We start from the raw sequence: 26,848 nt of genomic DNA, 5'->3' as shown, positions 1-26,848 counted from the left end.
GAGGCCCCGTGTCCCGCACCGCCCCCACCGCACCTCCCGCCACGGCCCGGGCCGCGGGCTGGGTCGCCCCGCTGTGCTGGGTCGCGGTCCTGCTCGACGGGTTCGACCTGGTCGTCGTGGGCACCGTGATCCCCACGCTGCTCACCCCCGACGGGTTCTCCCTGTCCGGGTCCGGCGCCACCGCGGTGGTCACCATCGGCCTGGTCGGCATGACGATCGGCGCACTCACCATCGGCGCGCTGACCGACGTGATCGGCCGGCGCAAGGCGCTGATCGGCGCCGTCGTCGCCTTCTCCCTGCTGACCCTGGCCTGCGCCGCGGCCCCGAACGCGTGGGTGTTCGGCGGCCTGCGGTTCCTGGCCGGCATCGGGCTGGGCGGCTGCCTGCCCACGGCCATCGCGCTGGTCAACGAGTTCAGCAAGCGTGCCGGCCGGGCCACCACCACGGTGATGACCGGCTACCACGTCGGCGCCGTGGCCACCGCCGCGCTGGCCATCGTGGTGATCGAGCCGCTGGGCTGGCGGTGGATGTTCGTCATCGGTTCCCTGCCCGCGCTGGTGCTCGTCCCCGCTCATGCTCAAGCACCTGCCGGAGTCCCCGGGCTACCTGGTCGCACACGGCCGCCGGGCCGAGGCCGAGCAGATCGCCACCGCCTACGGCCTCACCCTGGAGCCCGCCGACGCCGCGCCGGAGCCGACGACCGCGGCCACGACGATCCGGGTGCTCTTCAGCCCCACGTACCTGCGGACGACGATCGCCATCGGCGTCACCTCGTTCATGGGCCTGCTGCTGGTCTACGGGCTCAACAGCTGGCTGCCGACGATTATGCGCGAGGCCGGCTACGACCTGGGCGCGGCCCTGGCGTTCCTGCTGGCCCTCAACGTGGGCGCCGTGGTCGGCCTGCTCGTCGCCGGACAGGTCGCCGACCGGGTCGGGGCCCGCAAGGCCGGGATCGCCTGGTTCGCCGCCGGCGCGGTGTTCCTCGCGCTGCTGTCGATCCGGCTGCCGCTGGTGGGCATCTACGCGATGGTCTTCCTGACCGGCTGCTTCGTGTTCAGCGCCCAGGTGCTGGTGTACGCGTTCACCTCGTCGAACCACCCGCCGCACGTCCGGGCCACCGCGCTGGGCTGGTCGGCCGGTGTGGGCCGCGTGGGGGCGATCTCCGGGCCGCTGCTCACCGGCGGCCTGGTCACCGCCGGCATCGCCTTCCCCTGGGGCTTCTACCTCTTCGCCGTCGTCGGCGCCCTGGGCGCGCTCGCCTTCGCGGTCACCCGCACCCGCGTCTGACCCGCGCGCCGCGGTTGCGCCTGAGGCGGCCAGAGCGCGGCGGATTCTGGCCGTCTGGGGCGCAACCGGGCGCGGCCGTCCACAGGGTGGCGACACCCGCCTCCACCGGTGGCCCCACTGCGGCAGGCTGCCCGAGTGCACGACCTCGACCTCCTCCTGCCGCGAGGCGTCCTGGGCCGCACGGACCTCGCCGAGCTCACCAGCGAGCGCAGCGTGCGCCGGTGGCTGGGCGCGGGAGACCTGGTGGAGGTCCACCCCGGTGTCGTCGTACGGCCGCAGCGGGCCCCCGAGTGGGACGTCCGGGCGCACGCCGCACTCACCTGGACCGGCGGCGCCCTCAGCCACGGCTCGGCGCTGATCGCCCACGGGCTGCTGTCCAGGGACACGGCCCCGCTGCACGTCCTCGTGAACATCGAGCAGACACCCCGGGGCGCCTCCCGGGTCGTCGTCCACCGCACCTCGGGCCGGCTCCGTCTGGCCGCCGCGCACGGCCTCCTGGTCACCGCCGTGGCCACGAGCCTGGTCGACGCCTGGGCCTGGGCACACGCACCCGGCTGGAACCCACGCGCAGTCCGGGACGTGGCCGCCGTCCGGCAGGCGGTCATCGCGGCGGTCCGCGAGCGGCGCGTGGCGACCGACGAGGTACGGACCGCCTCCGCGGTGCACGGCCGGCATCCGGGCGTCCGGGCCCTGGAGGCGCTGCTGGACCTCGTGGAGCGGGGGTGTCAGAGCGAGCTCGAGGTGTTCGGTCTCCTGCACGTGCTGCAGCTCCCGGGGCTTCCCGGGTGCGTGCACCAGCACCGGGTGAGGCTGCCGGACGGCCGACGGGTGTTCCTCGACGCCGCCTGGCCGGCTGCGCGGGTGGTGGTCGAGATGGACGGGCACCGCTTCCACAGCAGTCGTCAGGACCGCGAGCGGGACATGCGGCGGGACGCGGGTCTCTCCGTCCTCGGCTGGGTGGTGCTGCGCTACAGCTACGAGCGCATGACGCAGGACCCCGGTGGCTGCCGCCGCGAGATCGCCGCCGTCGTGGCTCGCCGCCTGCACGAGCGCGGAGTCGCTGGTTGAGCCCCAGGCGGCCAGGAGGAAGCGTGTTCTGGCCGCCTCGGGCGCAACCGGCGCACCGTCAGTCCGTGCGGCGGTCCTGCTCGGCCAGGAAGGCCTCGATCTGGTCGCCGAGCTCCTCGCCGCTGGGCATCTCCCCGGAGGCGCTCAGGAGGCCGGTGCCCTCGCGGGCGGCGGTGAAGTCGTCGTACTGGGTCTCCAGCTGCGCGACGACGGCGGTGTTCTCGGTGGAGCGGCCGATCTGGGCGTCGATCTCGGTGCGGTTGGCCTCGGCGGCCTCGCGGAGGGTCTCGGTGGGCACGTGCAGGCCGGTGAGGGTCTCCAGGTGCTCCAGCAGGGTCAGCGACGCCGCCGGGAAGGTGGCCTGCGAGAGGTAGTGCGGCACGTGGGCGGCGATGCCCAGGGCGTCGACCCCGGCCTCGCCCGCGCGCAGCTCCAGCAGGGCGCCGGCGCTGCCCGGGATGCGCATCTCGCCCCAGTAGACCGGGTAGCTCTCGATCAGCTCGCGCCGCGTGGCGTGCGCGGTGACGGTGACCGGGCGGGTGTGCGGCACCGGCATCGGGATCGCCTGCAGCATCACCATCCGGGTCACCCCGAGCCGCTCCACCAGACCGAGCACCGAGCGGGTGAACCGCTCCCAGGCGAAGTCGGGCTCCGTGCCGTGGAGCAGCAGGAAGGGGGTGCCGCCGTCGTCCTCGACCGCGTAGAGGGTGATCTCCGGGGCGGCGAAGCTCTCGTAGCGGTCGCCGGAGAAGGTGATCCGCGGCCGGTGGCCGCGGTAGTCGACCAGCGCGTCGGCGTCGAAGCGGGCGACCACCTCGTGGCTGAGGCTGGCCAGCAGGTGCGACCCGGCGAGCGCGCTGGCGTGCGCGGCGTCGTACTCGCCGGCCAGGTCGTGCACGAGCACCAGCTCGTCGGCAGCGGTGCGCTCGACGAGGCGGTCGGCCTCGGGGAACACCTCGACGAGGTCCTCGGGGTGCAGCGGCACGGTGGGTCCCTCCTGGGGTCGACGGCGGCCGGGTGGCCCTGTCTCCAGGAGCAGCCCCACGGGGGCCCGCTCCATTCCCGGCCAGACGCCATCGTCCTCCGTTGGCGCGCGGCGCGCCGGAGGTCGACGCTGTCGGGCATGGCAGAGGACGTCGACACGCGGTTGGAGCGGGTCATCGGGGAGCTGCTGGACGCCCGCGCCGCGACGTCGTCCATCTGCCCCTCGGACGCCGCCCGTGCCGTCGGGGACGACGACTGGCGCGACCTCATGCCCGCGGCCCGCGCCGCCGCCGGTCGGCTCGCCGCCGCCGGGGAGGTGGAGGTCACCCAGAAGGGCGTGGTCGTCGACGTGGCGACCGCGCGCGGGCCGGTGCGGGTGCGCCGGCCCCGCGCGGACTGACCGGCCTCAGCGAGGTGCGGGGTCCTCGACCGGGTCCTTGCTCATGGTGAGGCGGGCACCCTTCTCGTCGCCGACGAGCTCGGGCACCCTGCCCTGCTCGTCGCGCTCGGGGTGCCGGCCGTCGAGCTGGTCGCGGCCGTAGCGGTAGAGCACCGCGATCAGCGCGGCCACGGGGACGGAGAGGAACGCGCCGATGATGCCGGCAAGCCCGGTGCCCGCGGTCACGGCGAGGATGACGACGCCGGCGTGCAGCTTGAGGCCCCGGCCCTGCAGGATCGGCTGGAGGACGTTGCCCTCCACCTGCTGCACGACGACCACGATCGCCAGCACCCACAGCGCGGTGCCGAAGCCGTCGCTGACCAGGGCGATGAGGACGGCGAAGCCGCCGGCCACGAAGGCACCGATGATCGGGACGAACGCGGCGAAGAAGGTGATGACCACCAGCGGCAGCACCAGCGGGACGCCGAGGACGAGCAGCCCCAGGCCGATGCCGGCGGCGTCGATCAGCCCGACCAGGGCCTGCTGCCGGATGAACTCCGACAGTGTGCGCCAGCTCTGGTGGGAGAGCTCGGCGACGTGCGGGGCGGCCTTGGGGCCGGTCTGGGCGGCCATCCACGGCAGGAAGCGCGGGCCGTCCTTGAGGAAGAAGAAGGTCAGCACCAGGGCCAGGACCAGGTTGACCAGGCCGGTGCCGACGGCGCCGACCCCGGTCAGGGCGTACTCGGCGACCGAGCCGGCGCTGGCCTGCAGGCTGTTGATGGCCTGGTCGACGTAGGTGCCGATCTCCTCGGTGCCCAGGTTGAACGGCGGCCCGGTCAGCCAGTCCTGCACGCTCTGCAGGCCGGAGCTGACGCCGTCAGCCAGGTCGTTGACCTGGGCGACCACCGGGGGCGCGATGGCGGCGATGATGCCGATGAACGCGGCCAGGAAGAGCAGCACGGAGGTGAGGGCGGCCAGCGCCGGGGGGAACTTGGCACGGCGCAGCACCTTGGCCAGCGGCCACATCACCGTGGCGAACAGCAGACCGAGGACGACGGGCAGCAGCACGGAGGACCACAGCACGCCGAGGACGTAGCCGATGACGACCACGGCGCCGGTGATCAGCAGCAGGCGCCAGGAGAAGGTGGCCAGGACGCGGGTGGCGGCGCTGAGCCGGGCGCTGCGCTCGGGGCCCGGGGCCGGGGCGCCGGTCTCCGAGGGCGGCTCGCCGGAGTCGTCGTGGAAGTCCGCCGGGGGCATCTTCGTGGAGCCCGTGCGTTCGACCGTGGTGGCCGCCGTGGCCCCGCTGTCGGATGGGGTGTCGACGCTGTCGTCGTCCTGCTGCGCGTCGGCCATGCCGACATCGGAGCACACCAGAGGCCCGTCCACCCGCTGGACCCCACCCGGTGTGGGGCAGCCGACTGTCGGTGCGGTGTCTGTCGGTGGGCCGTCGTAGCGTCGCGGCATGCCGAAGACCGCCACCGCCGACCGCGTCGACCGCGAGGGCCTCGTCGCCTTCCTCCGCCCCCGTCACAAGGCCCTGCTCGCCACCCGCCGACGCAGCGACGGGGAGCCGCAGATCTCCCCGGTCAGCTGCGGGGTCGACACCGAGGGCCGGATCGTCGTCTCGACGTACCCGCAGCGGGCCAAGAGCGCGAACGCCCGGGCCGACGAGCGGGTGAGCGTCGTGGTGATCTCCGACGACTGGGACGGTCCGTGGGTGCAGGTGGACGGCACCGCCGAGGTGCTCGACCTGCCCGAGTCGGTCGAGCCGCTGGTGGAGTACTTCCGGTCGATCTCGGGGGAGCACCCCGACTGGGACGAGTACCGGGCGGCGATGGTGCGCCAGGGCAAGTCGCTCATCCGGGTCACCCCGGTGCGCTGGGGTCCGATCGCGACCGGTGGGTTCCCGCCCGAGCTGGCCGTCGACTGACCCGCCCGAGACGCGCCAAGGCTCAGTCCTTGCTCCGGGCTGAGCAAGCTGTCACGCTTGCGGGGTGCCCTTCGTGTTGACCGTGGACCAACGGTCCAGCCGCACCGGACCCGACCGGGTCCCCGACGTGCTCGACAGCCTCGCCGGCACCCCGGCGGTGCTCGGCTTCGAGCGCACCGCCGGGGACGAGTTCCAGGGGGTGCTGGACGACGCCGCCGTCGTGGTGGCCGTGCTGGCCCGGTTGGTCCGCGACGGCAACTGGAGCGTCGGGATCGGAGCCGGCCCGGTGCAGACGCCGCTGCCGGACTCCACCCGGGCGGCCACCGGGACGGCGTTCCTCTGCGCCCGGCGGGCCATCGACGCCGCCAAGCAGCGCCCTGCCCGGGTCGCGGTGCGCGGGCAGGACACCGAGGCCGCCGCCGACGCCCAGGCCGTGGCGACAGCGCTCACCGTGCTGGTGCAGCGCCGCAGCCCGCAGGCCTGGGAGGCCATCGACCTGGTCGCCGCCGGGCACACCCAGGCCGAGACCGCGCTCCGGCTCGGGGTCAGCCGGCAGGCGGTCGGGCAACGGCTGGCCGCCGGGCTGTGGGACGCCGAGCAGGACCTGCACCCGACCCTGGCCCGCCTGCTGGCCCGCGCCGAGGGGGAGGGGCGGTGACGCTGCTCGTCCTGGTGTTCCTCGGCCTGGCCGCCCTGCTGGGCGGGGTGCTGGTGCTGCAGCCCGGCGGTCGCTCCCGCGCGCCGGCCCGGACGGCGAGGGGACGACGCGCCTGGGCCGGTGCGGCGGGACTGCTGGGCCTGCTGGCGGTCGCCGCCGTCCTGGCCTGGTCCGCCGGTCCGGCCGAGGCCCCGGTGGTCGCGGCGGGCACGGTCCTCGCCGTGCTGGCGGCCGGGCTGGGCGGGGGACCGGTGGCCGCCGCCGTCCTCACCGCCGCCGACCCCACCCGCGCCGCAGCCGCCGGCGGGGTGGGCGACCCCGAGGTGCTCCGCGGCGGGGCCTGGATCGGCGTGCTGGAGCGGGTGGCCGTGGCCGGCACCCTGCTCGCCGGCTGGCCCGAGGGGCTCCCCGTCGTGCTGGCCGTCAAGGGCTTGGGCCGCTTCGCCGAGCTGAAGGCCTCGGCCGCCGCCGAGCGCTTCATCATCGGCACCCTGACCAGCGTCCTGTGGTCCGTCGCCTGCGCCGGGACGGCGGTCCTGCTCAGGGGGTGACGTGCTGGAACGGCCTCGTCTCAGGGTCCCGGGGCGCGCGCAGCGTGTCCTGGGGGGAGACGAGGTCCTTAATGGAAGACCTCGATCTGGGCGCCCATCTCCACCAGCCGCTCGTAGAGGCCCTCGTAGCCGCGGGCGATGATGTCGACGTTGCGCAGCACCGAGTCGCCCTTGGCCGCGAGCATGGCCAGCAGGATGCAGACCGCCGGGCGCAGCGCGGGCGGGCAGACGATCTCGGCCCCCGACCAGCGGGTGGGCCCGGTGACCAGGACGCGGTGCGGGTCCATCAGCCGGACGTCGGCGCCGAGCCGGGTGAGGTCGGAGAGGTGGATGGCCCGGTTGTCGTAGACCCAGTCGTGGATCAGCGTCCCGCCGGTCGCGGTCGCCGCGATGACGGCGAAGAACGGCAGGTTGTCGATGTTGAGCCCCGGGAAGGGCATCGGGTGCACCTTGTCGATGGGTGCCTTGAGCTCGCTGGGGTGGATGGTGACGTCCACCAGCCGGGTGCGGCCGTTCTCGGCCGGGTACTCCGCGGAGAGGTCGAAGCGCAGCCCCATCTCCTCGAGGATCGCCAGCTCGATCTCCAGGAACTCGATCGGCGCGCGGCAGACGGTGAGCTCGGAGCCGGTGACGATGCCCGCGGTGAGCAGGCTCATCGCCTCGACCGGGTCCTCGCTGGGGGTGTAGTCGACGTCGGCGTCGAGCACCGGCCGCCCGTGCACCACCAGGGTCGTGGTGCCGAAGCCGTCGATCTGCACACCGAGCAGCTCCAGGTACAGGCAGAGGTCCTGGACCATGTAGTTGGAGCTGGCGTTGCGGATGGTGGTGCGGCCGTCGTGCCGGGCGGCGGCCAGCAGCGCGTTCTCGGTCACGGTGTCCCCGCGCTCGGTGAGCACGATGCTGCGGTCGCGGGCCTCGGGCTCGGTGACGGTGGCCTGGTACTCCCCGGCGTGCGCCTCGATCTCCAGGCCGAAGTGCCGCAGCGCGATCATGTGCGGCTCGATCGTGCGGGTGCCCAGGTCGCAGCCACCGGCGTAGGGCAGCCGGAAGTCGGGCTCCCGGTGGATCAGCGGGCCCAGGAACATGATGATGCTGCGGGTCCGCCGGGCGGCGTCGGCGTCGATCGCGGCCAGGTCCAGCTGCTCCGGGACGACGATGGTCAGGTCGCGGCCGGCCTCGTCCCAGGTGGCGACGACGCCGATGGAACGCAGCACGTCCAGGATCCGCTCGACCTCGACGATCCGGGCGACGTTGCGCAGCGTCGTCGTCCCCCGGTTGAGCAGCGATGCGCACAGCAGCGCGACCGCGGCGTTCTTGCTGGACTTCACGGTGACCGAGCCGGCCAGCGGGCGGCCGCCGGAGACCCGCAGGTGGGTGGGGCCGGTGGTGGCGGGGGAGCCGACGGTGATCAGCTCGCTGTCCAGGGCGGCCGACAGGCGGCCGAGCAGCTCCAGGGTGAGGTTCTGGTTGCCCTGCTCGATCCGGGCGATCGCACTCTGGCTGGTGCCCAGGCGCTCGCCGAGCTGGCTCTGGGTGAGACCGTGGTGGCGGCGGGCGTCGCGGACCAGGGTGCCGATCTGGCGCAGGGACTGACCGGTGGCTTCTTCGGTGAGCGTCATCGCCCGCGACGGTATCTCACAGGTGAGATGGAGCCGTGGCGCCGGAGCCGCGACATGATGTGTCCCGTCTGATCCCGTACCGCCACCCCGAGGAGCTCCTGTGCCCCAGTCCAGCGGAGCCGTGCGCGACGTCGAACTGCTCGGCGTCTACTGCAACGACCACCTCGCCGCCGCGGCCGGGGGCATCGAGCTGGTGGAGCGGATGATCGGCGTGCACGCGGGCACGGTGTACGAGCAGCGACTGCACCGGCTGCGGGGCGAGCTGCTGGAGGAGCGCACCGGGCTGACCGCCATGATGCGCGCGCTGGGGCTCCCGGTCCGCCGGTTCAAGCCGGTCGCGGTGTGGGTGGGCGAGAAGCTGTCCCGGCTCAAGCCCAACGGGCGGTTCCTCCGGCGGTCCCCGCTGTCGTCCGTGGTCGAGTTCGAGTTCCTCAGCGGCGCGGTGCTGCTCAAGCGGGCCGGCTTCGAGACCCTGCTCGGACTGGCGGCCGAGGACCCGCGGCTGGACCGGGCCCTGCTCGACGACCTCATCCGGCAGGCCGACCGGCAGCACCGGTGGCTGGCCGACGCCCGTCGCGAGGTCGCCGCGGCCGCGCTGGGCGGTCGCGCCGAGTCCTCCGACGACTCCTCGGCCACCTGACCCGGGCGGGGCCGGACGCACCGGGGTAGACAGCACCCATGTGCCACGACCACGACAGCCGTCCGCCGTCCCCTCCCCGCACCGGCGACGTCGCCGAGCGCGGCACGCTGACCCTCACCGCCGCCGACGGCACCGACCTCTCGGCCGCCTACGCCGCCCCGGCGGCCACCCCGCGGGTGGGGGTGGTCGTGCTGCCCGACGTCCGCGGCCTGCACCCCTACTACGTGGCGCTGGCCGAGCGGCTGGCCGAGGCCGGGCTGGCCGCGGTCGCCATCGACTGGTTCGGCCGGACGGCCGGAGTCGCTGCCCAGGGCACCCGGGAGGACGACTTCGACTGGCAGAGCCACGTCCCGCAGACCACCGAGGAGGGTGTCGACGCCGACACCGCAGCCGCCATCGCGTACCTGCGCTCCCGCACCAGCCCGGACCTGCCGGTGGTCACCGTCGGGTTCTGCTTCGGCGGCAGCCAGTCCTGGCGGCAGTCCGGCGGCACGCTGGACCTGGCCGGGTGCGTGGGGTTCTACGGGCAGCCGGGCCGCGTCGGTGACGCCGCCGACCGGGCCGCCAAGCCCACGGTGATGCTCATCGCCGGCGACGACCAGGCCACCCCGGTCGCCGACCAGCAGGCCCTGGCCGACCGGATGCGCGCGGCCGGCGCCGAGGTCGACGCCGTGGTCTACGACGGCGCGCCGCACTCGTTCTTCGACCGCGGCTACGACGAGTGGGCCGCGGCCTGCGCCGACGCGTGGGAGCACCTGCTGGCCCTCACCGACCGGGTGGCCGCCCACTGAGCACGGACCAGGGCACGGACCTCCGCGCGGACTGCACCCGCTGCGCCGCGCTGTGCTGCGTCGTCCCGGCCTTCTCCCGGGGCGCGGACTTCGCGATCAGCAAGCGCGCCGAGACCCCGTGCCCGAACCTGGCCGCCGACGACCGCTGCGGGGTGCACGACCGGCTGCGTCCGCTGGGGTTCCCCGGCTGCGTGGTCTACGACTGCTTCGGCGCCGGCCAGCACACCACCCAGGTGCTGTTCCCGGGCCTGGACCGCCGGGACGCCGGGCAACTGCGCCAGGTCGCCACGGTCTTCCCCGTCGTCCGGGCGCTGCACGAGCTGCGCTGGCTGCTCACCGCGGCCCGGGCGCTCGACCTGCCCGCGGACCTGCGGGCCGAGGTGGCCGACGCCGACGAGCGGGTGGCCGCGCTCACCCGCAGGACGCCGGAGGAGCTGCGCGGGCTGTCCGTCGACGCGGAGCGGGCCGCGGTCAACCCGCTTTTGACGCGGGCGAGCACGCACGCCCGACGGTCGGTGCGCCGACCGCGGGACCTGCGGGGTGCGGACCTGGCGGGGGCGTCGTTGGCCGGTGCCGACCTGCGTGGGGCCTCGTTGCGTGGCGCGGTGCTGCTGGGCGCGGACCTGCGCGGGGCCGACCTCCGCCTGGCCGACGTCACCGGGGCCGACACCCGCGGGGCGGACCTGTCCGGGGCCGACCTGCGCGGGACGCTGTTCCTCACCGGTGCGCAGCTGGAGGCGGCCCGGGGCGACGCCGGCACCCGGCTGGGGTCCGACGTCGTCCGGCCCGCGCACTGGGTGCGGCCTGCCTAGGCTGACCGGGTGAGCGAGCCGAACCCCGCACCGGTGGACGACGACGTCATCGAGCTCGCCGGCCGGGTGTTCGACCTGGCCCGGGAGGGCGCCACCGACGAGCTGGCGCAGTACCTCGATGCCGGGGTCCCGGCCGACCTGACGAACGCCAAGGGCGACACCCTGCTGGTCCTGGCCGCCTACCAGGGCCGGGCCGACACCGTGGCGATGCTCCTGGCGCACGGGGCCGACCACGCCCGGGTCAACGACCGGGGCCAGACGGCGCTGGCCGCCGCGGTGTTCAAGCAGTCCGCCGGCACCGTCCAGGCGCTGCTCGACGGGGGTGCCGACCCCGACCACGGCCGGCCCAGCGCCCGGGCCACCGCCGAGTTCTTCGACCTCCCGGCGATGACGGAGCTGCTCGGCCGATGAGGCTCACCAGCTGGGACGGCGCCTGGGTGGACCTGCGGGTGCTCCGCCGGCAGACCCTCGAGCTGCGCGCCGTCGAGCTGGACCGGCCCGACTGGTCGGAGACCTGGCTGCTGGTCCGCGGCGAGGTGCACACCGCGGAGGGACGGCACTGGGTCTTCCGCGAGCCGTGCCTGACCCCGTGGGACGCCCAGCGCACCGGGTCCTGGCTGCGCACGGTGGCCGAGGCGCCGGGACCGCTGCTGGGGGACGGGCTGGTCTTCCACGAGCCGTCGCTGTCGTTCGTGCTCGACGCCGCCCGGGACGACCGTCGCCTGCTGCGGGTGCACCTGGCCGGGGCAGCGGCGTGGACCGACCCGGTGTCGGGAGCCCCGCTGGGCGGCGGCGTGCCCCTCGACGTCGACGTCGAGGGGCTGGTCACCGCCGCCCGGGAGTGGGACGAGGACCTCGAGCGGACCGGCTGAGTCAGCGGCGGCGGATCGCCCGGACCACCAGCAGGGCCGCCACGGCGACCAGGACCGGTCGCCACGGGAACGGCTCGGATGCCAGGGTGCCGACGAGCACGCGGGGGGACCCGAGTCGGACCCCCGCCGAACCGGTCAGGGTGCGCCCCACCGGGGACGACACCCCGCGACCGAGTTCGGCGACCCGGCCCTGCGGCCCGGTGACGTCCAGGTGCAGGCCGTGGGCGGCGAGCAGGTCACCGAGCTCGCCGACCGCCCGCGGACCGCTGCTCACGGTGACCCCGGCCGGCCAGGGCACGCTCGTCGCCGAGCGCCACAGACCCACCGGGTCCGAGGACGTCAGCGTCAGGTCGGTGCCGTCCCCGGTCAGCCGGGCGGACTGCCCGTCGACGGAGAGGGCGAGGTCGGCCCGGACGACGAGCGGGCCGACGGTCATCCCTGGGAGACGCCCTCGGCGGTGGTGATGCGCAGCGTGCCGTTGAGCTTCCAGGTCGCCCGGGGGGCGTCGGCGCCGATCTCGCGGGGCACCTCGACGGTCATGTCGACGAACTCGTAGTTGATGGCGGCGCCCTTGCCGGTGAGGTAGGACCACATCTCCTTGCCCAGGTCGGCGAAGGTGCGGGTCTCGGTGGTGTCGCTCGGAGTGGTCATGCCGGGGGACTGTCCGCGGGCGCCTCGTCTGAAACGTCGTTTACGCAGGCAGTCGGAGATCACCCGGGCTCGCGTAGCGTGGGTGGTTCCCCAGGTCGGGGAGAGCTCACCACCGCGCCGCACGTCGGCGCAGTCAGGTCGTCCGCGTTGACCGAGACCACCGCCACGAGCACCGACGAGACCGCTCCCGTCGTCCAGGCCGCCCAGCACGCGCCCTCGACCAAGACCTCCCGCGAGGGGGACGCAGCCGTCGAGGAGGTCTGCCCGGTCTGCCCGCACCCGATGGCCCAGCACGACCGCATCTCCCGGCGGTTCTGCGCCGCGACCGCCGAGCAGGTCGCCGCCGGCCACCAGACCAACCCCGGCTGCAGCTGCCCCTGACCCGGCCGGGACACGCCGGGCGCGGGGTGCCGGGGGGTGCACGGGTGTAGACCCTGCACGTGAACTCCCGCCGCGCGTACACCGTCTGGGTCGTAGGCCTGGCCGCGTACGCGGTGGCCGTCTTCCACCGCGGGTCCCTCGGCGTCACCGCCGTCGACGCCCAGGAGCGGTTCTCCGCCGGCGCCTCGGCGGTCAGCCTCTTCCTCGTCCTGCAGCTCGTGGTCTACGCCGGCCTGCAGGTGCCGGTGGGCATCGCACTGGACCGCTTCGGCTCGAGGGCGCTGGTCGCCACCGGCGCGCTCACCATGGCCGCCGGTCAGGTGCTGCTCGCCGTGGCCACCGACGTGCCCACCGCCGTCGTCGCCCGGGTGCTGGTCGGCGCCGGGGACGCGATGACCTTCATCAGCGTGCTGCGGGTCGTCACGCTCTGGTTCTCCGGGCCCAGCGTCCCGGTCGTCACCCAGCTCACCGGCATCCTCGGCCAGGTCGGCCAGATCGCGGCGGCCTACCCGCTGGTGCTGGCCCTGCACCACACCTCGTGGACGACGACGTTCCTGGGCGCCGGGGCGGTCGGGGTGCTGATGGCCGTGCTCGTGGTGGTCTTCCTGAAGGACTCCCCGCCCGGCACACCGGTGGCCCCGGTCGCGGGCTGGTCGGAGATCCGGGCCAACGTGGCCGGCGCCTGGAAGGAGTCCGGCACGCAGATCGGGCTCTACACCCACCTGGTCACCCAGTTCTCCGGCACCGTCTTCGCGCTGCTGTGGGGCTACCCGTTCCTGGTGTTGGGGCAGGGCCTGTCCACCGGCACCGCCGCCGGGCTGCTGACCCTGCTCGTCGTGGTCGGGATGGGCGTGGGACCGCTGCTGGGCAAGCTCTGCGGGCGGTGGCCGTTGCGCCGCTCGGTGCTGGTCTTCGGGATCGCCGGGGCCACGATCACCGCCTGGACGGTGGTGCTGCTGTGGCCCGGTCGTGCCCCGCTGTGGCTGCTGGTGGTGCTCGTCGTCGTGCTGGCCTCCAACGGCCCGGGCTCGATGATCGGCTTCGACTACGCCCGCACCTGGAACCCGGTGCACCGCCTCGGCAGCGCCAGCGGGGTGGTCAACATCGGCGGGTTCGCGGCCTCGCTGCTGACCGTGCTCGCCGTCGGTGCCGTGCTGGACGCCCAGACCCCGGGCGCGTCGACCGCCTACGACCTGGGGGCGTTCAAGGCAGCGTTCGGCGTCCAGTACCTGTTCTGGGCGATCGGCCTGGCCGGGGTGTGGCGGCACCGGCGGCGGCTGCGGGACCGGCTGGCCTCCGACGGCGTCGTGCTCACCCCGCTCTACACCGCGGTGCGCAGCCGGGTGGGACGTCGGTCGTGACCGTCGCCCCGGACTTCTTCACCCGGCACACCCGCCTGGAGCGGCCGCCGCTGGTGCCCGAGGTCGCCCTGCACCTGGCCGACGACGTCGCCGTGCTCTGGCAGGCGATGGAGGACGAGGCCGCCGCCGGGGGCGTGGGCCCGGGGCAGGCGTCGCCGTTCTGGGCCGCCGCCTGGGTCGGCGGGCAGGGTCTGGCCCGGCACGTGCTCGACCACCCGGAGCTGGTGGCCGGACGCACCGTGCTGGACCTCGGCGCCGGCAGCGGGCTCGTGGGCATCGCGGCGGCCCTGGCCGGTGCCACCCGGGTGCTGGCCAGCGACGTCGACCCGTACGCCGTCGCGGTGATGGACCTCAACGCCGCGGCCAACGGGGTGACCGTGCTCGAGCCGGTGGGCGACGTGCTGGACGCCGACCTGCCCGAGGTCGACGTGGTGCTGGCCGGGGACGTCTTCTACGACCTGACGATGGCCGACCGGGTGCGGCCCTGGCTGTTCACCGCCTGGGTGCGGGGCGCGACGGTGCTGGTCGGCGATCCCGGCCGCAGCCAGCTGCCCAGCGGGCTGGTCGAGGTGGCCGGGTACGACGTCGTCGACAGCGGTGTGGACGTCGCCCGCCGGACGACGGTGTGGCGACTGCCCTGAGCGACCGGCCGACGACCCCACGTCGGCGACAGCGGTACCAGATGTGTGAAACCGGACGCCCCTGCTTGTCAGCAGTCGACATGTCCGCTTAGCGTGGCGCCGTCCGTGCGGATGACCGCTCCCCAGCCGGGGAGACCCCGCCGGACGCCGCCGAGTCGCCAGCACCACCCAGATCCACCCAGGCGAACCGGGGACCCACCGAACCACTGGGGTGAATCACCCCTGGCTGCACGCGGGCCGGGGGAGTAGGGCGTCTTCCCGCCCGAACCCGTCAGCTGACCCGGTAGGCGGCCAGACGGAAGAACGGACACGTCCCACCCGCATGAGCGCTCGTCACACCGCACTGCCCGCTGCCCCCGCCACGGAGACCCCGGCTCCCGAGTCGGCCGCCGACACCGTCGCCGCCGTCGCGTCCGGTCGGCACCGCCGTCCCCCGGCCCGGCGCCCCGCGCTGTACCTGGCCGCGGTCGCCGTCGGCGCCGTGCTGGTCAACGTGGCCCTGGGCACCGGACCGGGCACCGCCCAGGCCGAGCCCTCCGCGGCCGCCTCGCAGGCGGTGAGCGTGGCCGACCAGCTCGGGCTGACCGCCGCCGACGCGTCCCCGGCCGACCTCGGCACCCACCTCGGCGAGCTGGAGTCCAGCCGGGCGCAGCGCGAGGCCGACGAGGCCACCGCCGCCCAGGCGCAGGCCGCGGCCGACCAGGCCGAGCTGGACGCCCAGGCAGCCGCTGCCGCCGCCCAGGCCGCGGCCGAGGCGCAGGCCGCTGCGCAGGCGCAGGCTGCTGCGGAGGCCGCCGCGGCGGCCGAGGCCGCCGCAGCGCAGACCCCCAGCAACTTCCACGACTACGCGCTCGCCGCCCTCGGCGGGGACGCCTCGCAGTTCTCCTGCCTGGAGAACCTGTGGGGCAAGGAGTCGGGCTGGAACCCGAACGCGCAGAACCCGTCGTCGACGGCCTACGGCATCGCCCAGTTCCTCAACTCGACCTGGGCGCTGACCGGTATCGCCAAGACCTCCGACGGGTTCCGGCAGATCGACGCCGGGCTCATCTACATCGACCGGGTCTACGGCTCCCCGTGCTCGGCGTGGGCGCACTCGCAGGCCAACAACTGGTACTGAGCGTTCCGCGTTTCCGACCCCGGTCGGCCCGGGAACGACCGGGGCATGGCTGAACTGACCGGCAAGACCATCGCCGTGCTCGCCGCCCAGGGCGTCGAGCGCGTCGAGCTCGAGGAGCCCCGCGCCGCCCTGCAGGCCGCGGGTGCCACCACCCACCTGATCTCCGTGCCGGACGGCGTCGAGGACGGCGCCATCCCCTCCATGGACGGCGACATCCACCCGGCGAGCACGCACCCCGTCGACCACCTGGTCGCCGACGTGTCCGCCGCCGACTACGACGGCCTGCTGCTCCCTGGCGGCGTGGTCAACCCAGACACCCTGCGCCAGGACGAGGACGCCCTCGCCTTCGTGAAGGCCTTCTTCGACGCCGGCAAGCCCGTGGCCGCCATCTGCCACGCCCCCTGGACGCTGCTGGAGGCCGGGGTGCTCGAGGGCCGCACGCTCACCTCGTTCCCCAGCATCCGGGGCGACCTGCGCCGCGGCGGGGCCACCGTCGTCGACGAGGAGGTCTCCCGGGACGGGAACCTGGTGACCAGCCGCAACCCCGACGACATCCCGGCGTTCAACGCCGCGATCGTGGAGCTCTACGCCGGCAGCTGACCCCACCCCCTCGACGGACCCCCACCACCACAGGTGGGGGTCCGTCGCCGTGTGTGGGACTACCCGCCTGGTCACGGCGGCGAGTCACCCGTCAGACTGCTGCCGTTGTACATCTCCTGGGAGGACGGTCGACCGTGGCCAAGCACCGCGCGAGCCAAGGCGCCGCGACCGACTTCGACGACGCCACCACCGCCCTGACCGACGTCACCGGCGACTACACCGTCGACGCCGCGCACACCCGGATCGGCTTCCGGGCCCGGCACGCGATGGTCACCACCGTGCGCGGCACGTTCGGCGAGTTCGAGGGCACCGCGCACCTGGACACCGCGCGACCCGAGGCGAGCCGGGTCGAGCTGCGGATGGACGCCGGCAGCCTGGACACCGGCCAGCCCGACCGGGACGCGCACCTGCGCTCGGCGGACTTCCTCGACGTCGAGCAGTTCCCCGAGGTCACGTTCGTCTCCACCGCCGTCGAGCAGCTCGAGGCCGACGTGTACGAGGTCACCGGGGACCTGACGATCAAGGGGCGCACCCGCGAGGTGTCGGTGGAGTTCACCCTCACCGGTTCGGCCCAGGACCCCTTCGGCAACGTCCGGGTGGGCTTCGAGGGCGCGCTGGCGGTCAAGCGCAGCGACTGGGGCCTGGTGTGGAACGCGGCTCTGGAGACCGGTGGGGTGCTGGTCAGCGACCGCATCCAGATCGAGTTCGACGTCTCGGTCATCAAGGCCGGCTGACCGCTCGCCCCCGGGGCGTACCGTCGGGTCGTCTCGGTCTCCCCGGGTGTCGGCTCCCCGGTCGCGCCGGACCGCTGCGGTCAGGCCGGTCCACCATGCGCCCCACCCCACCACCCTCACCGGGGCTGGATCCCGAGGTCGGACTCCCGGTCGTCCCGCAGGTCCCCCTGCCGCTGACCGACGGTGGCGGCGACCGGCTGGTGGTCACCACCCCGGCGGCGGCGGTCACCCGCCCGTCGGCCGTCCTGCTGGCTGCCCGGCAGCTGCTGGAGGAGGCCGACCCGCACGCCCGGCGGCGGACCGGCAGCGACCGGGCCCGCGCGTTGCGCCGCCGGCAGGACCTCCGCGGCCTGGTGGTCGAGCGCCGGGCGCAGCGCGACGCCGTCCGTCCCTGCGCCTGAGACGCCGACGGCCCCCGACGCGGGCTGCGTCGGGGGCCGTCGGGTCCGGCTCAGTGCGTCACGGCACGGCCTCGACCGTGTCGTAGGAACCGACGCGGCCGGCCAGCCGGGCGCGGGCCCAGTCGCCGTCACCCAGCAGGTGGTCGATGGCGGTCAGCCGCGAGGTGTAGTGCCCGACCTTGTACTCGGCGGTGACGCCGATCCCGCCGTGCAGCTGGATGGCCTCCTTGCCGATGTGCCGGCCGGCGCGGCTGGTCTGCAGCCGGGCCCGGTCGGCGGCGGCCACCACGTCGTCGGCGGTGGAGCCCTCGGCGTCGAGCACCATGGTCGCCCACAGCGCGGTGCTGCGGACCAGCTCCAGGGTCACGTACATGTCCGCGGCGCGGAACGTCAGGGCCTGGAACTTGTTCAGCGAGACCCCGAACTGCTTGCGGGTGCGCAGGTACTCCGCGGTGGTGGTCAGCGCGGTGTCCATCGCCCCGACCGCCTCGTGGGCGTAGGCCACGGTCGCCCGGGCCAGGGCCTGCTCGACGTCGGCGGTGCGGTCGGCGTCGGAGTCGCCGAGCAGCTCGGCGGGGGTGCCGTCGAAGACCACCCGGGCGGCCCGGCCCACGTCGTGGGTGCGGTACCCGGTGCGGGTCAGCCCGGTGGCGTCGCCCTGCACCAGGAACAGCCGGGTGCCGCCGTCCACGGCCGCGGAGACGACCAGGACGTCGGCGCGGGCGCCGTGCTGCACGGGCTCCTTGACCCCGGTGAGGGTCCAGGAGCCGCCGTCGGCGGTCGCGGTGACCCCGGCGGCCGAGGGTGTCCAGCGTGCGGTGGGCTCGGCGAGGGCCGCGGCCAGCACGCTGCTGCCCTCGGCCAGCGGGCCGAGCACGGCCGTGCGCTGCTCCGCGGTGCCGACGGCAGCGACGAGGCCACCGGCGAGGACGACGGACTCGACGAAGGGCTCCGGCGCCAGCACTCGGCCGATCTCGGTGGCCACGATCGCCACCTCGGCCTGACCGGCGCCCATGCCGCCGTCCTCCTCGGCGAAGGGCAGGCCGAGCACGCCCATCTCGGCGAGCTGGGCCCAGGTCTTCTCGTCGAAGCCGGGCTCCTCGCGGGTGACCGAGCGGCGCTGGTCCCCGCCGTAGGCCCGCATCAGCAGGCCGGCGACGGCCTCGCGCAGGGCGTTCTGTTCGTTGTCGAAGGTGAAGTCCACGTCAGGTCACAACCCCAGGATCGAGCCGGCGATGATGGTGCGCTGCACTTCGTTGCTGCCCCCGTAGATGGAGACCTTCCGGTAGTTCAGGTACTCCGGGGTGGCCACCCGGGCCCACTCGGGGACGTCGGTGTCCGCGTCGTCGGCGAAGGACGCCAGCGACAGCGGGCCGGCGATGTCGACCACCAGCTCGGTGGCCGCCTGCTGCAGCTCCGAGCCGCGCAGCTTGAGCACCGAGGACGCCGGGTGCGGCTTGCCGTCGGTGGAGTTGGCCACCACGCGCAGCGCGGTGAGCTCCAGGGCGAGCAGGTCGTTCTCCAGCTCGGCGATGCGGGCGGCCATGGTCGGCTCCTCCAGCAGCGGCCGGCCGTTGACGGTGATCGAGCGGGCGTGCGCCTTGGCGTCGACGATCATCCGCTTGGTGGCCCCGACCCGGGCGATGCCCACGCGCTCGTTGCCCAGCAGGAACTTGGCGTAGTCCCAGCCGCGGTTCTCCTCGCCGATCAGGTTCTCCGCAGGCACCCGGACGTCTTCGAAGAAGACCTCGTTGACCTCGAAGCCGCCGTCGAGCAGCTCGATCGGGCGCAGCGTGACCCCGGGGGTGTCCATCGGGAAGACCAGCAGCGAGATGCCGCGCTGCTTCTTCTCCGCACCCGGGTCGGTGCGGCACAGGCAGAAGATCCAGTCGGCGTACTGGCCCAGCGTCGTCCAGGTCTTCTGGCCGTTGACCACCCAGTCCTCGCCGTCGCGGACGGCGGTGGTGCGCAGGCTGGCCAGGTCGGAGCCGGCGTCGGGCTCGGAGAAGCCCTGGCACCACCAGATGTCGAGGTTGGCGGTCTTGGGCAGGAAGCGCTCCTTCTGCTCCTGGTTGCCGAACGCCGCGATGACCGGGCCGATCATCGAGGCGTTGAACGCCAGCGGCTCGGGGACGGCGGCCAGCTGCATCTCCTCGCGCCAGATGTGGCGCTGCAGCGGGGTCCAGTCCCGGCCGCCCCACTCGACGGGCCAGTGCGGGACGGCGAGACCGGCGGCGTTGAGCACGCGCTGGGCCTCGACGTACTGCTCCTTGGACACGTCGCGGTGGGCGGCGACGTCGTCCCGGATGGACTTCGGGAACTGGGTGGTGAAGAACGTGCGCATCTCGTCCCGGAACGCCTGGTCCTCGGGCGACAGGTGCAACTGCATGGACGACCCTCTTCTCTTCCCCGGCGGCGACCGTGCCGCCGGTTGCGTCGGGACCGACGATCCCACATGTTGCTACTGGCCAGTAACCCCGGTGGACCGGTGAGTCCGCACTCCGACGAGAAAGGCGCTCCTCGTCAGTAGTGGACGACGCCGCGGGCGCCGCCGCCGACGGCGATCGCGTCGCCGGTGACGGCGACACTGCGGGGGGAGCAGAGGAAGGCGACGACGTCGGCGACCTCCTCGGCGGTGACCAGCCGGCCGATCCGGGTGTCGGCGGCCATCGCGGTGAGCGCCTGCTCGACGGTGGTGCCGTCGGCCTCGGCGCGGGCCTGCGCCACGCCCGCGGTGCGTTCGGTGACCGTCGTCCCGGGGTGCACCACCGTGACGTTGACCCCCGACCGGCCCAGCTCCTCGGCCAGGTTCGCGGTCATCGCGGCCACCGCCACGTTGCGCACGGTGCCCACCAGCGACCCGGTGCGCCGGGCGTTGAGCCCGCTCACGTTGACGATCCGGCCCCAGCCCTGCGCGGTCATGTGCGGGGCGACGGCACGGGCGCAGCGCAGGTAGCCCAGCACCTTGGTCTCCACCTCCACCCGCAGCGCGTCGTCGGTGAGGTCGGCCAGCGACGGGGTGGGCCCGGAGCTGGCCGGCCGGGCGGCGGCGTTGACCAGCACGTCCACCCCGCTCCAGGCACCCACCACCGTGTCCACCGCGGCCCGCACGGCGGCGTCGTCGGTGGTGTCGGCCGGGACGACGAGTGCGCCCGGACCGATCTCGGCGGCGACCGCCTCCAGCGCCGCGCGGTCCCGGGCCAGCAGGGCGACCTGCGCGCCCTCCTCGACCAGCCGCAGCGCGACCGCCCGGCCGATGCCCCGGCCGGCGCCGGTGACCAGCGCCCGCTTCCCGGTCAGCTGCAGGTCCATCAGGCACCCACCGTCGGCAGGAAGCCCGGGGCCCGGCGGGCCTGGGCGGCGTCCTCGAAGTCGGCGGCGACGTCGAGCAGGTCGGCGTCGGCCCAGCCGGTGCCGGTGAAGCTGACCCCGACCGGGAGGGCGCCCTGCGGACCGGCGAACCCGGCGGGCACGGACACCGACGGGTAGCCGGCCACCGCGGCCGGGCCCGAGGAGCTGTAGAGGAAGTCGTCGGCGACGCCGTCGACGGACAGGTAGCGGGTGAGCCAGGCCGGGGTGTTGGTCAGCGCGACGACCGCGGTCAGGTCGTCCTCGGCGCCAGCGCCCTGGGCGAGCGTCTCGTCGATCGACCGCTGCGCGAGGTCGCGGATGGTCTCCCGGGTGGCGGTCGCGTCCGGGGCGTCGATCGCCTCGACGAGGAGCTCCTGGCCGAAGTAGGCCAGCTCCACCGGGTCGTCGGCGTTCTCCGCGACCAGGCCGGCCAGGTCGTCGGGGACGTCGCCGTCGGTGGCCTCGAGGTAGGCGGTGAGGTCGCGGTCGAACTCGGCCAGCAGCGCCGGGGTCTCACCCGCGCCGAACTCCTCGGTGTAGGGCAGCTCGACGGGCACCGTGGTGGCGCCGGCGGCCTCCAGGGTGGCCACGGTGTCGGTGAGCACCTGCAGGGTCGCGGCGTCCACGCCGGAGTCCGCGGCCGGGGACCACACCCCGATCCGGGCGCCCTGCAGCGCGTCGAGGTCCAGGTCGGTGAACGCGGTGTCCACGTCGTCGGGGGCGAGCCCGGTGGCGGCGTCCTCGTCGTCCGCGCCGGCGACCACCGACAGCAGGATCGCGGCGTCCACGGTGTGCCGGGCCATCGGCCCGGCGGTGTCCTGCTCGGCGCTGATCGGCACGATGCCGGTGCGGCTGACCTGGCCCAGCGTCGGCTTGAGCCCCACGACGCCGTTGGCCCCGGCCGGGCAGACGATGGAGCCGTCGGTCTCGGTGCCGATCGCCACCTGGGCGAACGAGGCGGCGACCCCGGCGCCGGAGCCGGAGGACGAGCCGCACGGGTTGCGGTCGAGGACGTACGGGTTCGCGGTCTGTCCGCCCACCCCGGACCAGCCACTGGTGCTGCCGTCGCCGCGGAAGTTGGCCCACTCGGACAGGTTGGCCTTGCCGATCACGATCGCCCCGGCCTCCAGCAGCCGGGTGGTGACGGTGGCGTCGTCGGGCTCGCTGTCCACCAGCAGCCGCGAGCCCGCGGTGGTCGGCAGGTCGGCGGTGTCCACGTTGTCCTTGAGCAGCACCGGGATGCCCTCGAGCTCGCTGCGCGCCCCGCCGTCGGCCCGGGCGTCGTCGCTGGCCTGCGCGTCGGCCAGCGCCTGCGTGTTCAGGGTGAGCACGGCCCCGACCTCGTCGTCGTGCTCGGCGATCCGGTCCAGGTACGCCTGGGTGAGCTGGACGGCGGTGAGCTCGCCGTCGTCCATCATCGCCTGCAGGTCGGGGATGGTGAGCGCGTCCAGGTCCAGGGAGTCCAGCGGGGAGCCGGCCTCCCGGCCGGCCGCAGCGGGTTCGGTGCCCCCACCCCCTCCCGACGTGCAGCCGGTGAGCAACAGCGCGCCGGCGGCCACACCGGCGAGCAGGACACGGTTCGGCGAGGAGCGCATGCCCCACGCTAGGAGTGCACCGGTGCGGGGGCCACCCCACCCGGACGGGGGAGGTCGGCGTCCTCCCGGCTCCAGCTCCGCCACGCCCGGTCGAGACCGTCACCGTGCCCCGGTCCGTCGTCGTCCCCGCCCCGGGGGCACCCGTGTCCCGGCGGGACGTCCCGACAGCGGTCGCCCTGGACACCGCCCGGGTCAGCCGCGCCGTGGTGCACGCGGCCACCGTGCGGGTCGACGTCGCCGTGCTCGTCGTGACGGTGGACGACGCCGGCACCCGGATCCGCTGGGGCAACGCCGGGGTGGAACGGCTGCTCGGGCACGCCACCGGCGACCTGCTCGGCACGCCGGTCGACCGGCTGCTGCCCGAGCCCCCGCCCGGTGGTCTGGCCACGCTGTTCCGCCGGGAGCGCTCGGTCACCACCGACCTGCGGGCCCGCACCCGCACCGGCGAGCTGGTCGACGTCACCGTGCTGTGCACGCCGTCCTCGGACGCCGGGGTGTGGACGCTGAGCGCCTGGCCGGCCCGCAGCGACGCCGAGCGTGCCCTCGCCGACTCCGCCGCCGCCCACGAGCGGCGCTTCACCACCCTCACCGAACGGTCGCCGGTGCCCACCCTGCTCTCCGAGCACGGCATGCGGCTCGCGCACGTCAACGACGCCTTCTGCCGGCTCACCGGCCGGCAGGCCGAGGAGCTGCTGGGCACCGGCTGGCTGGCCAGCGTGCACCCCGAGGACGTCGAGGCCCTGGTCGACACCGCGGCCGCGGTGCTGGACGGGGGCTCGGGCGACGTCCGGGCGCGGCTGCTCCGCACCCCCGGTGAGGAACGGTCCTGCCTGCTGCGCTTCTCCCACCTGGAGACCCCCGGCGTGGGCAGCGGTTTCGTGGCCACCATCGAGGACGTCACCGACCGGCTCGCCTTCGAGGCCCGGCTGGCCCACCAGGCCACCCACGACCCGCTGACCGGACTGCCCAACCGCACCCGGCTCGCCGAGTACGTCGCCGAGCGCTTCGTGCCCGGCACCCGGGACGGGCTGGCCTGCCTGTTCCTCGACGTCGACGACTTCAAGGTGGTCAACGACTCCCTCGGCCACCCCGCGGGGGACCAGCTGCTGGTGCAGGTGGCCCGGCGGCTGCGCGCCGTCGTCCGGCCCACCGACCTGGTGGTGCGCTTCGGCGGCGACGAGTTCGTGGTGGTCTGCGAGGACGTCGGGGAGGCCGACGCGGTGTCCCTGGGCCGCCGCATCTCCACGGCGCTGGCCGCCCCGGTGCAGCTGGGCGGGGTGAGCGTCGGCGTGCGGGTCAGCGTGGGCGTGACCGTGCAGACCCCGGCGCACCTGACGCCCGACGAGCTGGTCCGGGACTGCGACATCGCGATGTACCAGGCCAAGGCCGAGGGCAAGGGCCGGGTGTCGGTGCTCGACCACGCCTCCCGGGCCGCGGCGCGGGAGAAGCTGCAGCTCGTCGCCGACCTGCGCACCGCCGTCGACACCCGGGCGATCACGCTGGCCTACCAGCCGGTGGTGCAGACCGCGTCGCTGCGCCCGGTGGGCGTGGAGGCCCTCGCGCGCTGGGACCACCCCACCCGGGGCCCGATCGGCCCGGCGGTGTTCGTGCCGCTTGCCGAGGAGAGCGGGCTGGTCGACGCCCTGGGCCTGCTGGTCCTCGACGAGGCCTGCCGGCAGACTGCGGCGTGGGACGACGCCCTTGGCCTCGCCGCGCCCCGCTACGTGCACGTCAACGTCTCGGCGCTCCAGCTCGACGAGCACCTGCCCCCGCTGGTGGCCGCCACCCTGGCCCGGCACGAGGTCGGGGCGGAGCGGATCTGCATCGAGCTCACCGAGTCCGCGCTGATGCGGCACCCCGAGCGGGCGGCCTCCGTGCTCGCCGACCTGCGGGCGCTGGGCGTGGCCATCGCCGTCGACGACTTCGGCACCGGCTACTCCTCGCTGGGCCACCTGCGCCAGCTGCCGGTGGACTGCCTGAAGATCGACCGGTCCTTCGTCGCCGAGCTGTCCGCGGGGCATCCCGAGATCACCCGGGCCGTCGTCGCCCTGGCCGCCGGCCTCGGGCTGGACTCCGTCGCCGAGGGCGTGGAGACCGAGGAGCAGGCCCGCATGCTCACCGAGCTGGGCGCCACCCACCTGCAGGGCTACGGCATCGCCCGGCCCATGGACGGCGACAGCACCACCGCCTGGTTCGCCGAGCGTGCCCGGTGAGCGGCGAGGAGGTGCTCACCGACGAGATGGTCACCGACGAGGTGCCCACCGACGAGGAGGAGGGCCCGGCCCCGCTGACCTCGGTGGGGAGCCACTCGGTGGACGACGTGCTGGCCAGCATCGAGACGATGGCCGCGCAACGGCCGATCGCAGCCCAGATCGTCGCGCTCACCGACTCCGACCACACCGGGGCCAAGGAGGTGGCCCGGCTGCTGTCGGCGGACCCGGCGCTGAGCGGGCGGGTGCTGAAGCTGGCCAACTCCGCCTACTACGGGATGCGCGGGCGGGTGTCCTCGCTGCAGTTCGGGATCACCGTCGTGGGCTTCGCCGTCGTCCGGTCGATGGCCACCGTCGCGCTCACCGGCACCGAGGAGTCCGCCGAGCTGCCGGAGGACTTCTGGACCGTCAGCACCCACCTGGCGCTGGCCGCCTCGGCGCTGGCGCCCCGGATGGGACGACGACCGGCCGACGCGCTGTGCGTCGGGCTGCTGGCCCAGCTGGGCGTGGCACTGCTGAGCCACCACGACCCGGTCGGGTACGCCGAGGTGCGGGCCAGTGGCACGACCCCGGCGGCCCGCCGTCCCGCCGAGGTGGCCCGCTACGGCGTGGACACCCTGGAGCTGACCGCGGTCGCCATGCACCGCTGGGGGTTCCCCGACGCCCTGGCCGACCCGCTGCTCGAGCTCGACGACCCCACCTCGGCGGCCGGCGGACTGCTCCGTGGTGCGTTGGAGCTCACCTCCCGGCTGACCGTGCCCGGGCACTCCCGGGAACGGATCGAGGGGCTGACCTGCCGGCGGGTGACCGAGACCGACCTGCCGCCGCTGCTGGCGGAGGTGCGGACCGGCGCCGCCGAGCTCCGGCGGGCACTCGTCGGCTGACAGGCGGGGGCTCGCCGGGGACAGTGGACCCCGTGTTCGAGATCCACGAGATGGCCCTGCTGACCCGCGAGGTGCTCCGCGAACGGACCGCGGACCTGGTCGCCGAGGCCTGCGCCTGGGCCGTCGGCACCAGCGACCGCCCGCACCACCTGCGCCGCCGCGGCCGGTTGGTCGCCACCGGCACCACGGTCGGCATCCGCGCCGAGAACGGCCAGCCGCTGGCCGACGAGGAGGGCGGTCGGCTCGACCTGGGCGACGCCCGGCCGGGCAGCTTCGCCGACGCGCTGAACATGACCGACGGGGACGGCGTGCTCTACGCCGACCGCTTCGACGCCGAGGTGCTGGAGCCCTTCGCGCTGGACACCTGCGTGCGCGCCGGGGAGCGGCTGCGCCGGGCCCGTCCCGCCGCCTGGGCCGAGCTGGCCGACGAGGTCGGGGAGGACGCCGACGACGTGCCGGCCGTCGTCCGGGCGGGGGAGTGGGAGGCGCCGCTGCGCACCGAGGCCGAGCTGCTGGTGCTGGCCGCGATCGGCGGCACGTCGCTGGCGCTGGTGGAGGCCGAGGGGCTGCCGCTGTCGCTGGTGCGCGCCGCCGAGCAGCTGACCCGGGCGGCAGCGCCCGTCCCGCCGCCGGCCGCTCCTGCTCCGGACGCGCTGGCCGGGGTGCTGTTCCTGGCCGACGCCGCCCTCGATGCCGCCGGGCTGCCCACGCCGGTGCCACCGGCGGACACCATCCGGGTGCTGGACGCGCTGCTGGCCGAGGGGCTCGAGCGCGAGGAGCTGCTCGCCGTGCTGGACCAGCTGCCGCTGGAGCCCGCCACCGCGGCCGACCTGCGCCGGCTGGCCGAGCGACTGCCCGACTGAGGACCCTGGTCAGGCCGGGAGGTCGCCGTCCAGGATCGGGGGGTGGACCGCATCGACTCACCCGACAGTCCCGACTCCGCCGACGACTCCGGGGTCCTGGAACCCGGCGACAGCCTGTACGAGACGGGTCCGGACGGCGGGGTGGACGACGTCCTCGACGAGGGCTGGTCCCCGGCGGAGCGGCCCTGGGCCAGCACCGACTGGGGCACCACGGGGGAGGAGGAGTCGGCCGGGGAACCGCTGGCCGGACGCCTGGCCCGCGAGCTGCCCGACGGCCCGGGGGACGACGGGGACGACGGGCTGGGCGACTCCACCGACACCGACGGCGAGCTGCGCGACGACCAGGTCGGCGACCGGCGGGCCGGGCGCCTGCTGGCCGGGGAGGACGGCAGCGCGCAGGACGGGGGGATCGACGGCGCCGGGGCCTCGGCGGAGGAGGCCGCGGTGCACGTCGTCCCCGACTGA

The 26,848-nt window shown here is 74.7% G+C and carries 30 protein-coding genes and 1 pseudogene; 22 read left to right on the top strand and 9 right to left on the bottom strand.

Translation table 11 applies throughout. From position 1 onward, the window contains the following. The first annotated feature begins 8 nt into the window (after window positions 1-8). Together F1C76_00480 and F1C76_00475 are read left to right on the top strand one after the other, a co-directional pair. Window positions 9-1,287 (top strand): annotated as a pseudogene (locus tag F1C76_00480) (aromatic acid/H+ symport family MFS transporter). Window positions 1,288-1,422: 135 nt separating this feature from the next. Next, window positions 1,423-2,355 carry a DUF559 domain-containing protein gene (locus F1C76_00475; GenBank protein ID QNG35287.1) on the top strand — a complete coding sequence of 311 codons (933 nt, stop codon included), beginning with the start codon at window positions 1,423-1,425 and terminating at the stop codon, window positions 2,353-2,355. 58 nt (window positions 2,356-2,413) lie between these two features. Here F1C76_00475 and F1C76_00470 read toward each other — a convergent pair whose 3' ends face one another. Continuing rightward, a complete protein-coding gene (locus F1C76_00470; GenBank protein QNG35286.1) occupies window positions 2,414-3,415 on the bottom strand; it encodes a PAC2 family protein in 1,002 nt (333 codons plus the stop codon). A gap of 63 nt (window positions 3,416-3,478) precedes the next feature. On the opposite strand from F1C76_00470, the gene F1C76_00465 reads away from it, so the two are divergent. Then, complete coding sequence (locus F1C76_00465; protein ID QNG35285.1) at window positions 3,479-3,739, top strand: DUF3253 domain-containing protein; 261 nt, start codon at window positions 3,479-3,481, stop codon at window positions 3,737-3,739. A 6-nt stretch (window positions 3,740-3,745) separates the two neighbouring features. Here F1C76_00465 and F1C76_00460 read toward each other — a convergent pair whose 3' ends face one another. Further along, entirely contained in the window at window positions 3,746-4,978 is a 1,233-nt protein-coding gene (locus tag F1C76_00460; GenBank protein ID QNG38899.1) for an AI-2E family transporter, read from the bottom strand. Between the two features lie 205 nt (window positions 4,979-5,183). Between F1C76_00460 and F1C76_00455 the strand changes: the two genes are divergently transcribed. The 3 genes from F1C76_00455 to F1C76_00445 all read left to right on the top strand — a co-directional run bounded on the left by F1C76_00455 (window position 5,184) and on the right by F1C76_00445 (window position 6,860). Next, the gene (locus F1C76_00455; GenBank protein ID QNG35284.1) at window positions 5,184-5,651 is read left to right on the top strand and encodes a PPOX class F420-dependent oxidoreductase; all 468 of its coding nucleotides are present in this window, start codon (window positions 5,184-5,186) and stop codon (window positions 5,649-5,651) included. 64 nt (window positions 5,652-5,715) lie between these two features. Beyond that, the gene (locus tag F1C76_00450) at window positions 5,716-6,309 is read left to right on the top strand and encodes a hypothetical protein (protein QNG35283.1); all 594 of its coding nucleotides are present in this window, start codon (window positions 5,716-5,718) and stop codon (window positions 6,307-6,309) included. Continuing rightward, window positions 6,306-6,860, top strand: coding sequence for a hypothetical protein (locus tag F1C76_00445; protein ID QNG35282.1), 555 nt, complete (start codon window positions 6,306-6,308; stop codon window positions 6,858-6,860). Before F1C76_00450 ends, F1C76_00445 begins: the two co-directional genes overlap by 4 nt. A 68-nt stretch (window positions 6,861-6,928) precedes the next feature. On the opposite strand, the gene F1C76_00440 is transcribed toward F1C76_00445, so the two are convergent. Beyond that, the gene (locus F1C76_00440; protein QNG35281.1) at window positions 6,929-8,479 is read right to left on the bottom strand and encodes a UDP-N-acetylglucosamine 1-carboxyvinyltransferase; all 1,551 of its coding nucleotides are present in this window, start codon (window positions 8,477-8,479) and stop codon (window positions 6,929-6,931) included. Window positions 8,480-8,579: 100 nt separating this feature from the next. On the opposite strand from F1C76_00440, the gene F1C76_00435 reads away from it, so the two are divergent. The 5 genes from F1C76_00435 to F1C76_00415 are packed head-to-tail and all read left to right on the top strand — an operon-like array spanning window position 8,580 to window position 11,594. Then, a complete protein-coding gene (locus F1C76_00435; protein ID QNG35280.1) occupies window positions 8,580-9,119 on the top strand; it encodes a hypothetical protein in 540 nt (179 codons plus the stop codon). A gap of 38 nt (window positions 9,120-9,157) precedes the next feature. Next, a complete protein-coding gene (locus tag F1C76_00430; protein QNG35279.1) occupies window positions 9,158-9,910 on the top strand; it encodes a dienelactone hydrolase family protein in 753 nt (250 codons plus the stop codon). Next, a complete protein-coding gene (locus tag F1C76_00425; protein QNG38898.1) occupies window positions 9,907-10,722 on the top strand; it encodes a pentapeptide repeat-containing protein in 816 nt (271 codons plus the stop codon). Before F1C76_00430 ends, F1C76_00425 begins: the two co-directional genes overlap by 4 nt. Before the next feature lie 33 nt (window positions 10,723-10,755). Beyond that, window positions 10,756-11,133: an ankyrin repeat domain-containing protein gene (locus F1C76_00420; GenBank protein QNG38897.1), complete on the top strand. Its 378-nt coding sequence runs from the start codon at window positions 10,756-10,758 to the stop codon at window positions 11,131-11,133. Beyond that, a complete protein-coding gene (locus tag F1C76_00415) occupies window positions 11,130-11,594 on the top strand; it encodes a hypothetical protein (GenBank protein QNG35278.1) in 465 nt (154 codons plus the stop codon). Before F1C76_00420 ends, F1C76_00415 begins: the two co-directional genes overlap by 4 nt. Before the next feature lies 1 nt (window position 11,595). Here F1C76_00415 and F1C76_00410 read toward each other — a convergent pair whose 3' ends face one another. Beyond that, entirely contained in the window at window positions 11,596-12,030 is a 435-nt protein-coding gene (locus tag F1C76_00410) for a hypothetical protein (GenBank protein ID QNG35277.1), read from the bottom strand. Continuing rightward, window positions 12,027-12,245 (bottom strand): hypothetical protein, encoded by a 219-nt coding sequence (locus F1C76_00405; protein ID QNG35276.1) that lies wholly within the window; start codon window positions 12,243-12,245, stop codon window positions 12,027-12,029. Before F1C76_00405 ends, F1C76_00410 begins: the two co-directional genes overlap by 4 nt. Before the next feature lie 147 nt (window positions 12,246-12,392). On the opposite strand from F1C76_00405, the gene F1C76_00400 reads away from it, so the two are divergent. The 7 genes from F1C76_00400 (at window position 12,393) to F1C76_00370 (ending at window position 17,480) form a co-directional block, all read left to right on the top strand. Further along, window positions 12,393-12,626, top strand: coding sequence for a hypothetical protein (locus F1C76_00400; protein QNG35275.1), 234 nt, complete (start codon window positions 12,393-12,395; stop codon window positions 12,624-12,626). Between the two features lie 59 nt (window positions 12,627-12,685). After that, window positions 12,686-13,987, top strand: a complete 1,302-nt coding sequence (locus tag F1C76_00395; GenBank protein QNG35274.1) for an MFS transporter — start codon at window positions 12,686-12,688, stop codon at window positions 13,985-13,987. Window positions 13,988-14,094: 107 nt separating this feature from the next. Continuing rightward, complete coding sequence (locus F1C76_00390) at window positions 14,095-14,628, top strand: methyltransferase (GenBank protein QNG38896.1); 534 nt, start codon at window positions 14,095-14,097, stop codon at window positions 14,626-14,628. Between the two features lie 493 nt (window positions 14,629-15,121). Beyond that, window positions 15,122-15,745, top strand: coding sequence for a lytic transglycosylase domain-containing protein (locus F1C76_00385; protein QNG38895.1), 624 nt, complete (start codon window positions 15,122-15,124; stop codon window positions 15,743-15,745). 45 nt (window positions 15,746-15,790) lie between these two features. Further along, complete coding sequence (locus tag F1C76_00380) at window positions 15,791-16,345, top strand: type 1 glutamine amidotransferase (protein ID QNG35273.1); 555 nt, start codon at window positions 15,791-15,793, stop codon at window positions 16,343-16,345. 134 nt (window positions 16,346-16,479) lie between these two features. Continuing rightward, on the top strand, window positions 16,480-17,079 hold the full coding sequence (locus F1C76_00375) for a YceI family protein (GenBank protein QNG35272.1): 600 nt from the start codon (window positions 16,480-16,482) through the stop codon (window positions 17,077-17,079). Window positions 17,080-17,174: 95 nt separating this feature from the next. Continuing rightward, window positions 17,175-17,480 (top strand): hypothetical protein, encoded by a 306-nt coding sequence (locus F1C76_00370; protein ID QNG35271.1) that lies wholly within the window; start codon window positions 17,175-17,177, stop codon window positions 17,478-17,480. Window positions 17,481-17,538: 58 nt separating this feature from the next. Here the strand turns inward: F1C76_00370 and F1C76_00365 are convergent, their stop codons facing one another. The 4 genes from F1C76_00365 to F1C76_00350 all read right to left on the bottom strand — a co-directional run bounded on the left by F1C76_00365 (window position 17,539) and on the right by F1C76_00350 (window position 22,426). Beyond that, window positions 17,539-18,684 (bottom strand): acyl-CoA dehydrogenase, encoded by a 1,146-nt coding sequence (locus F1C76_00365; GenBank protein QNG35270.1) that lies wholly within the window; start codon window positions 18,682-18,684, stop codon window positions 17,539-17,541. 6 nt (window positions 18,685-18,690) lie between these two features. Continuing rightward, window positions 18,691-19,869: an acyl-CoA dehydrogenase gene (locus F1C76_00360; protein QNG35269.1), complete on the bottom strand. Its 1,179-nt coding sequence runs from the start codon at window positions 19,867-19,869 to the stop codon at window positions 18,691-18,693. 134 nt (window positions 19,870-20,003) lie between these two features. After that, window positions 20,004-20,792: an SDR family oxidoreductase gene (locus tag F1C76_00355; protein ID QNG35268.1), complete on the bottom strand. Its 789-nt coding sequence runs from the start codon at window positions 20,790-20,792 to the stop codon at window positions 20,004-20,006. Beyond that, window positions 20,792-22,426 carry an amidase gene (locus F1C76_00350; GenBank protein ID QNG35267.1) on the bottom strand — a complete coding sequence of 545 codons (1,635 nt, stop codon included), beginning with the start codon at window positions 22,424-22,426 and terminating at the stop codon, window positions 20,792-20,794. Before F1C76_00350 ends, F1C76_00355 begins: the two co-directional genes overlap by 1 nt. A gap of 14 nt (window positions 22,427-22,440) precedes the next feature. Between F1C76_00350 and F1C76_00345 the strand changes: the two genes are divergently transcribed. The 4 genes from F1C76_00345 to F1C76_00330 are packed head-to-tail and all read left to right on the top strand — an operon-like array spanning window position 22,441 to window position 26,848. After that, window positions 22,441-24,639, top strand: a complete 2,199-nt coding sequence (locus F1C76_00345; GenBank protein QNG35266.1) for an EAL domain-containing protein — start codon at window positions 22,441-22,443, stop codon at window positions 24,637-24,639. Window positions 24,640-24,665: 26 nt separating this feature from the next. Then, window positions 24,666-25,520: an HDOD domain-containing protein gene (locus F1C76_00340; protein QNG38894.1), complete on the top strand. Its 855-nt coding sequence runs from the start codon at window positions 24,666-24,668 to the stop codon at window positions 25,518-25,520. Window positions 25,521-25,552: 32 nt separating this feature from the next. Beyond that, on the top strand, window positions 25,553-26,383 hold the full coding sequence (locus F1C76_00335; GenBank protein QNG35265.1) for a hypothetical protein: 831 nt from the start codon (window positions 25,553-25,555) through the stop codon (window positions 26,381-26,383). Window positions 26,384-26,425: 42 nt separating this feature from the next. Continuing rightward, window positions 26,426-26,848, top strand: a complete 423-nt coding sequence (locus tag F1C76_00330) for a hypothetical protein (protein QNG35264.1) — start codon at window positions 26,426-26,428, stop codon at window positions 26,846-26,848.

The sequence above is a fragment of the Geodermatophilaceae bacterium NBWT11 genome (genome assembly GCA_014218215.1).
Taxonomy (GTDB): Bacteria; Actinomycetota; Actinomycetes; order Mycobacteriales; family Geodermatophilaceae; genus Klenkia.
The sequence above is the reverse complement of the archived record's forward strand: the minus strand, read 5'-3'. Positions and strand labels throughout refer to the sequence as shown.

What these genes read in the sequence shown, in the direction of transcription:
- F1C76_00440 (QNG35281.1), bottom strand. Translation starts at nt 8,479, where the DNA reads ATGACGCTCACCGAAGAAGCCACCGGTCAGTCCCTGCGCCAGATCGGC.
- F1C76_00390 (QNG38896.1), top strand. Translation starts at nt 14,095, where the DNA reads ATGGAGGACGAGGCCGCCGCCGGGGGCGTGGGCCCGGGGCAGGCGTCG.
- F1C76_00410 (QNG35277.1), bottom strand. Translation starts at nt 12,030, where the DNA reads ATGACCGTCGGCCCGCTCGTCGTCCGGGCCGACCTCGCCCTCTCCGTC.
- F1C76_00430 (QNG35279.1), top strand. Translation starts at nt 9,158, where the DNA reads ATGTGCCACGACCACGACAGCCGTCCGCCGTCCCCTCCCCGCACCGGC.
- F1C76_00405 (QNG35276.1), bottom strand. Translation starts at nt 12,245, where the DNA reads ATGACCACTCCGAGCGACACCACCGAGACCCGCACCTTCGCCGACCTG.
- F1C76_00360 (QNG35269.1), bottom strand. Translation starts at nt 19,869, where the DNA reads ATGCAGTTGCACCTGTCGCCCGAGGACCAGGCGTTCCGGGACGAGATG.
- F1C76_00465 (QNG35285.1), top strand. Translation starts at nt 3,479, where the DNA reads ATGGCAGAGGACGTCGACACGCGGTTGGAGCGGGTCATCGGGGAGCTG.
- F1C76_00355 (QNG35268.1), bottom strand. Translation starts at nt 20,792, where the DNA reads ATGGACCTGCAGCTGACCGGGAAGCGGGCGCTGGTCACCGGCGCCGGC.
- F1C76_00340 (QNG38894.1), top strand. Translation starts at nt 24,666, where the DNA reads ATGGTCACCGACGAGGTGCCCACCGACGAGGAGGAGGGCCCGGCCCCG.
- F1C76_00380 (QNG35273.1), top strand. Translation starts at nt 15,791, where the DNA reads ATGGCTGAACTGACCGGCAAGACCATCGCCGTGCTCGCCGCCCAGGGC.
- F1C76_00370 (QNG35271.1), top strand. Translation starts at nt 17,175, where the DNA reads ATGCGCCCCACCCCACCACCCTCACCGGGGCTGGATCCCGAGGTCGGA.
- F1C76_00415 (QNG35278.1), top strand. Translation starts at nt 11,130, where the DNA reads ATGAGGCTCACCAGCTGGGACGGCGCCTGGGTGGACCTGCGGGTGCTC.
- F1C76_00455 (QNG35284.1), top strand. Translation starts at nt 5,184, where the DNA reads ATGCCGAAGACCGCCACCGCCGACCGCGTCGACCGCGAGGGCCTCGTC.
- F1C76_00350 (QNG35267.1), bottom strand. Translation starts at nt 22,426, where the DNA reads ATGCGCTCCTCGCCGAACCGTGTCCTGCTCGCCGGTGTGGCCGCCGGC.
- F1C76_00460 (QNG38899.1), bottom strand. Translation starts at nt 4,978, where the DNA reads ATGCCCCCGGCGGACTTCCACGACGACTCCGGCGAGCCGCCCTCGGAG.
- F1C76_00470 (QNG35286.1), bottom strand. Translation starts at nt 3,415, where the DNA reads ATGGAGCGGGCCCCCGTGGGGCTGCTCCTGGAGACAGGGCCACCCGGC.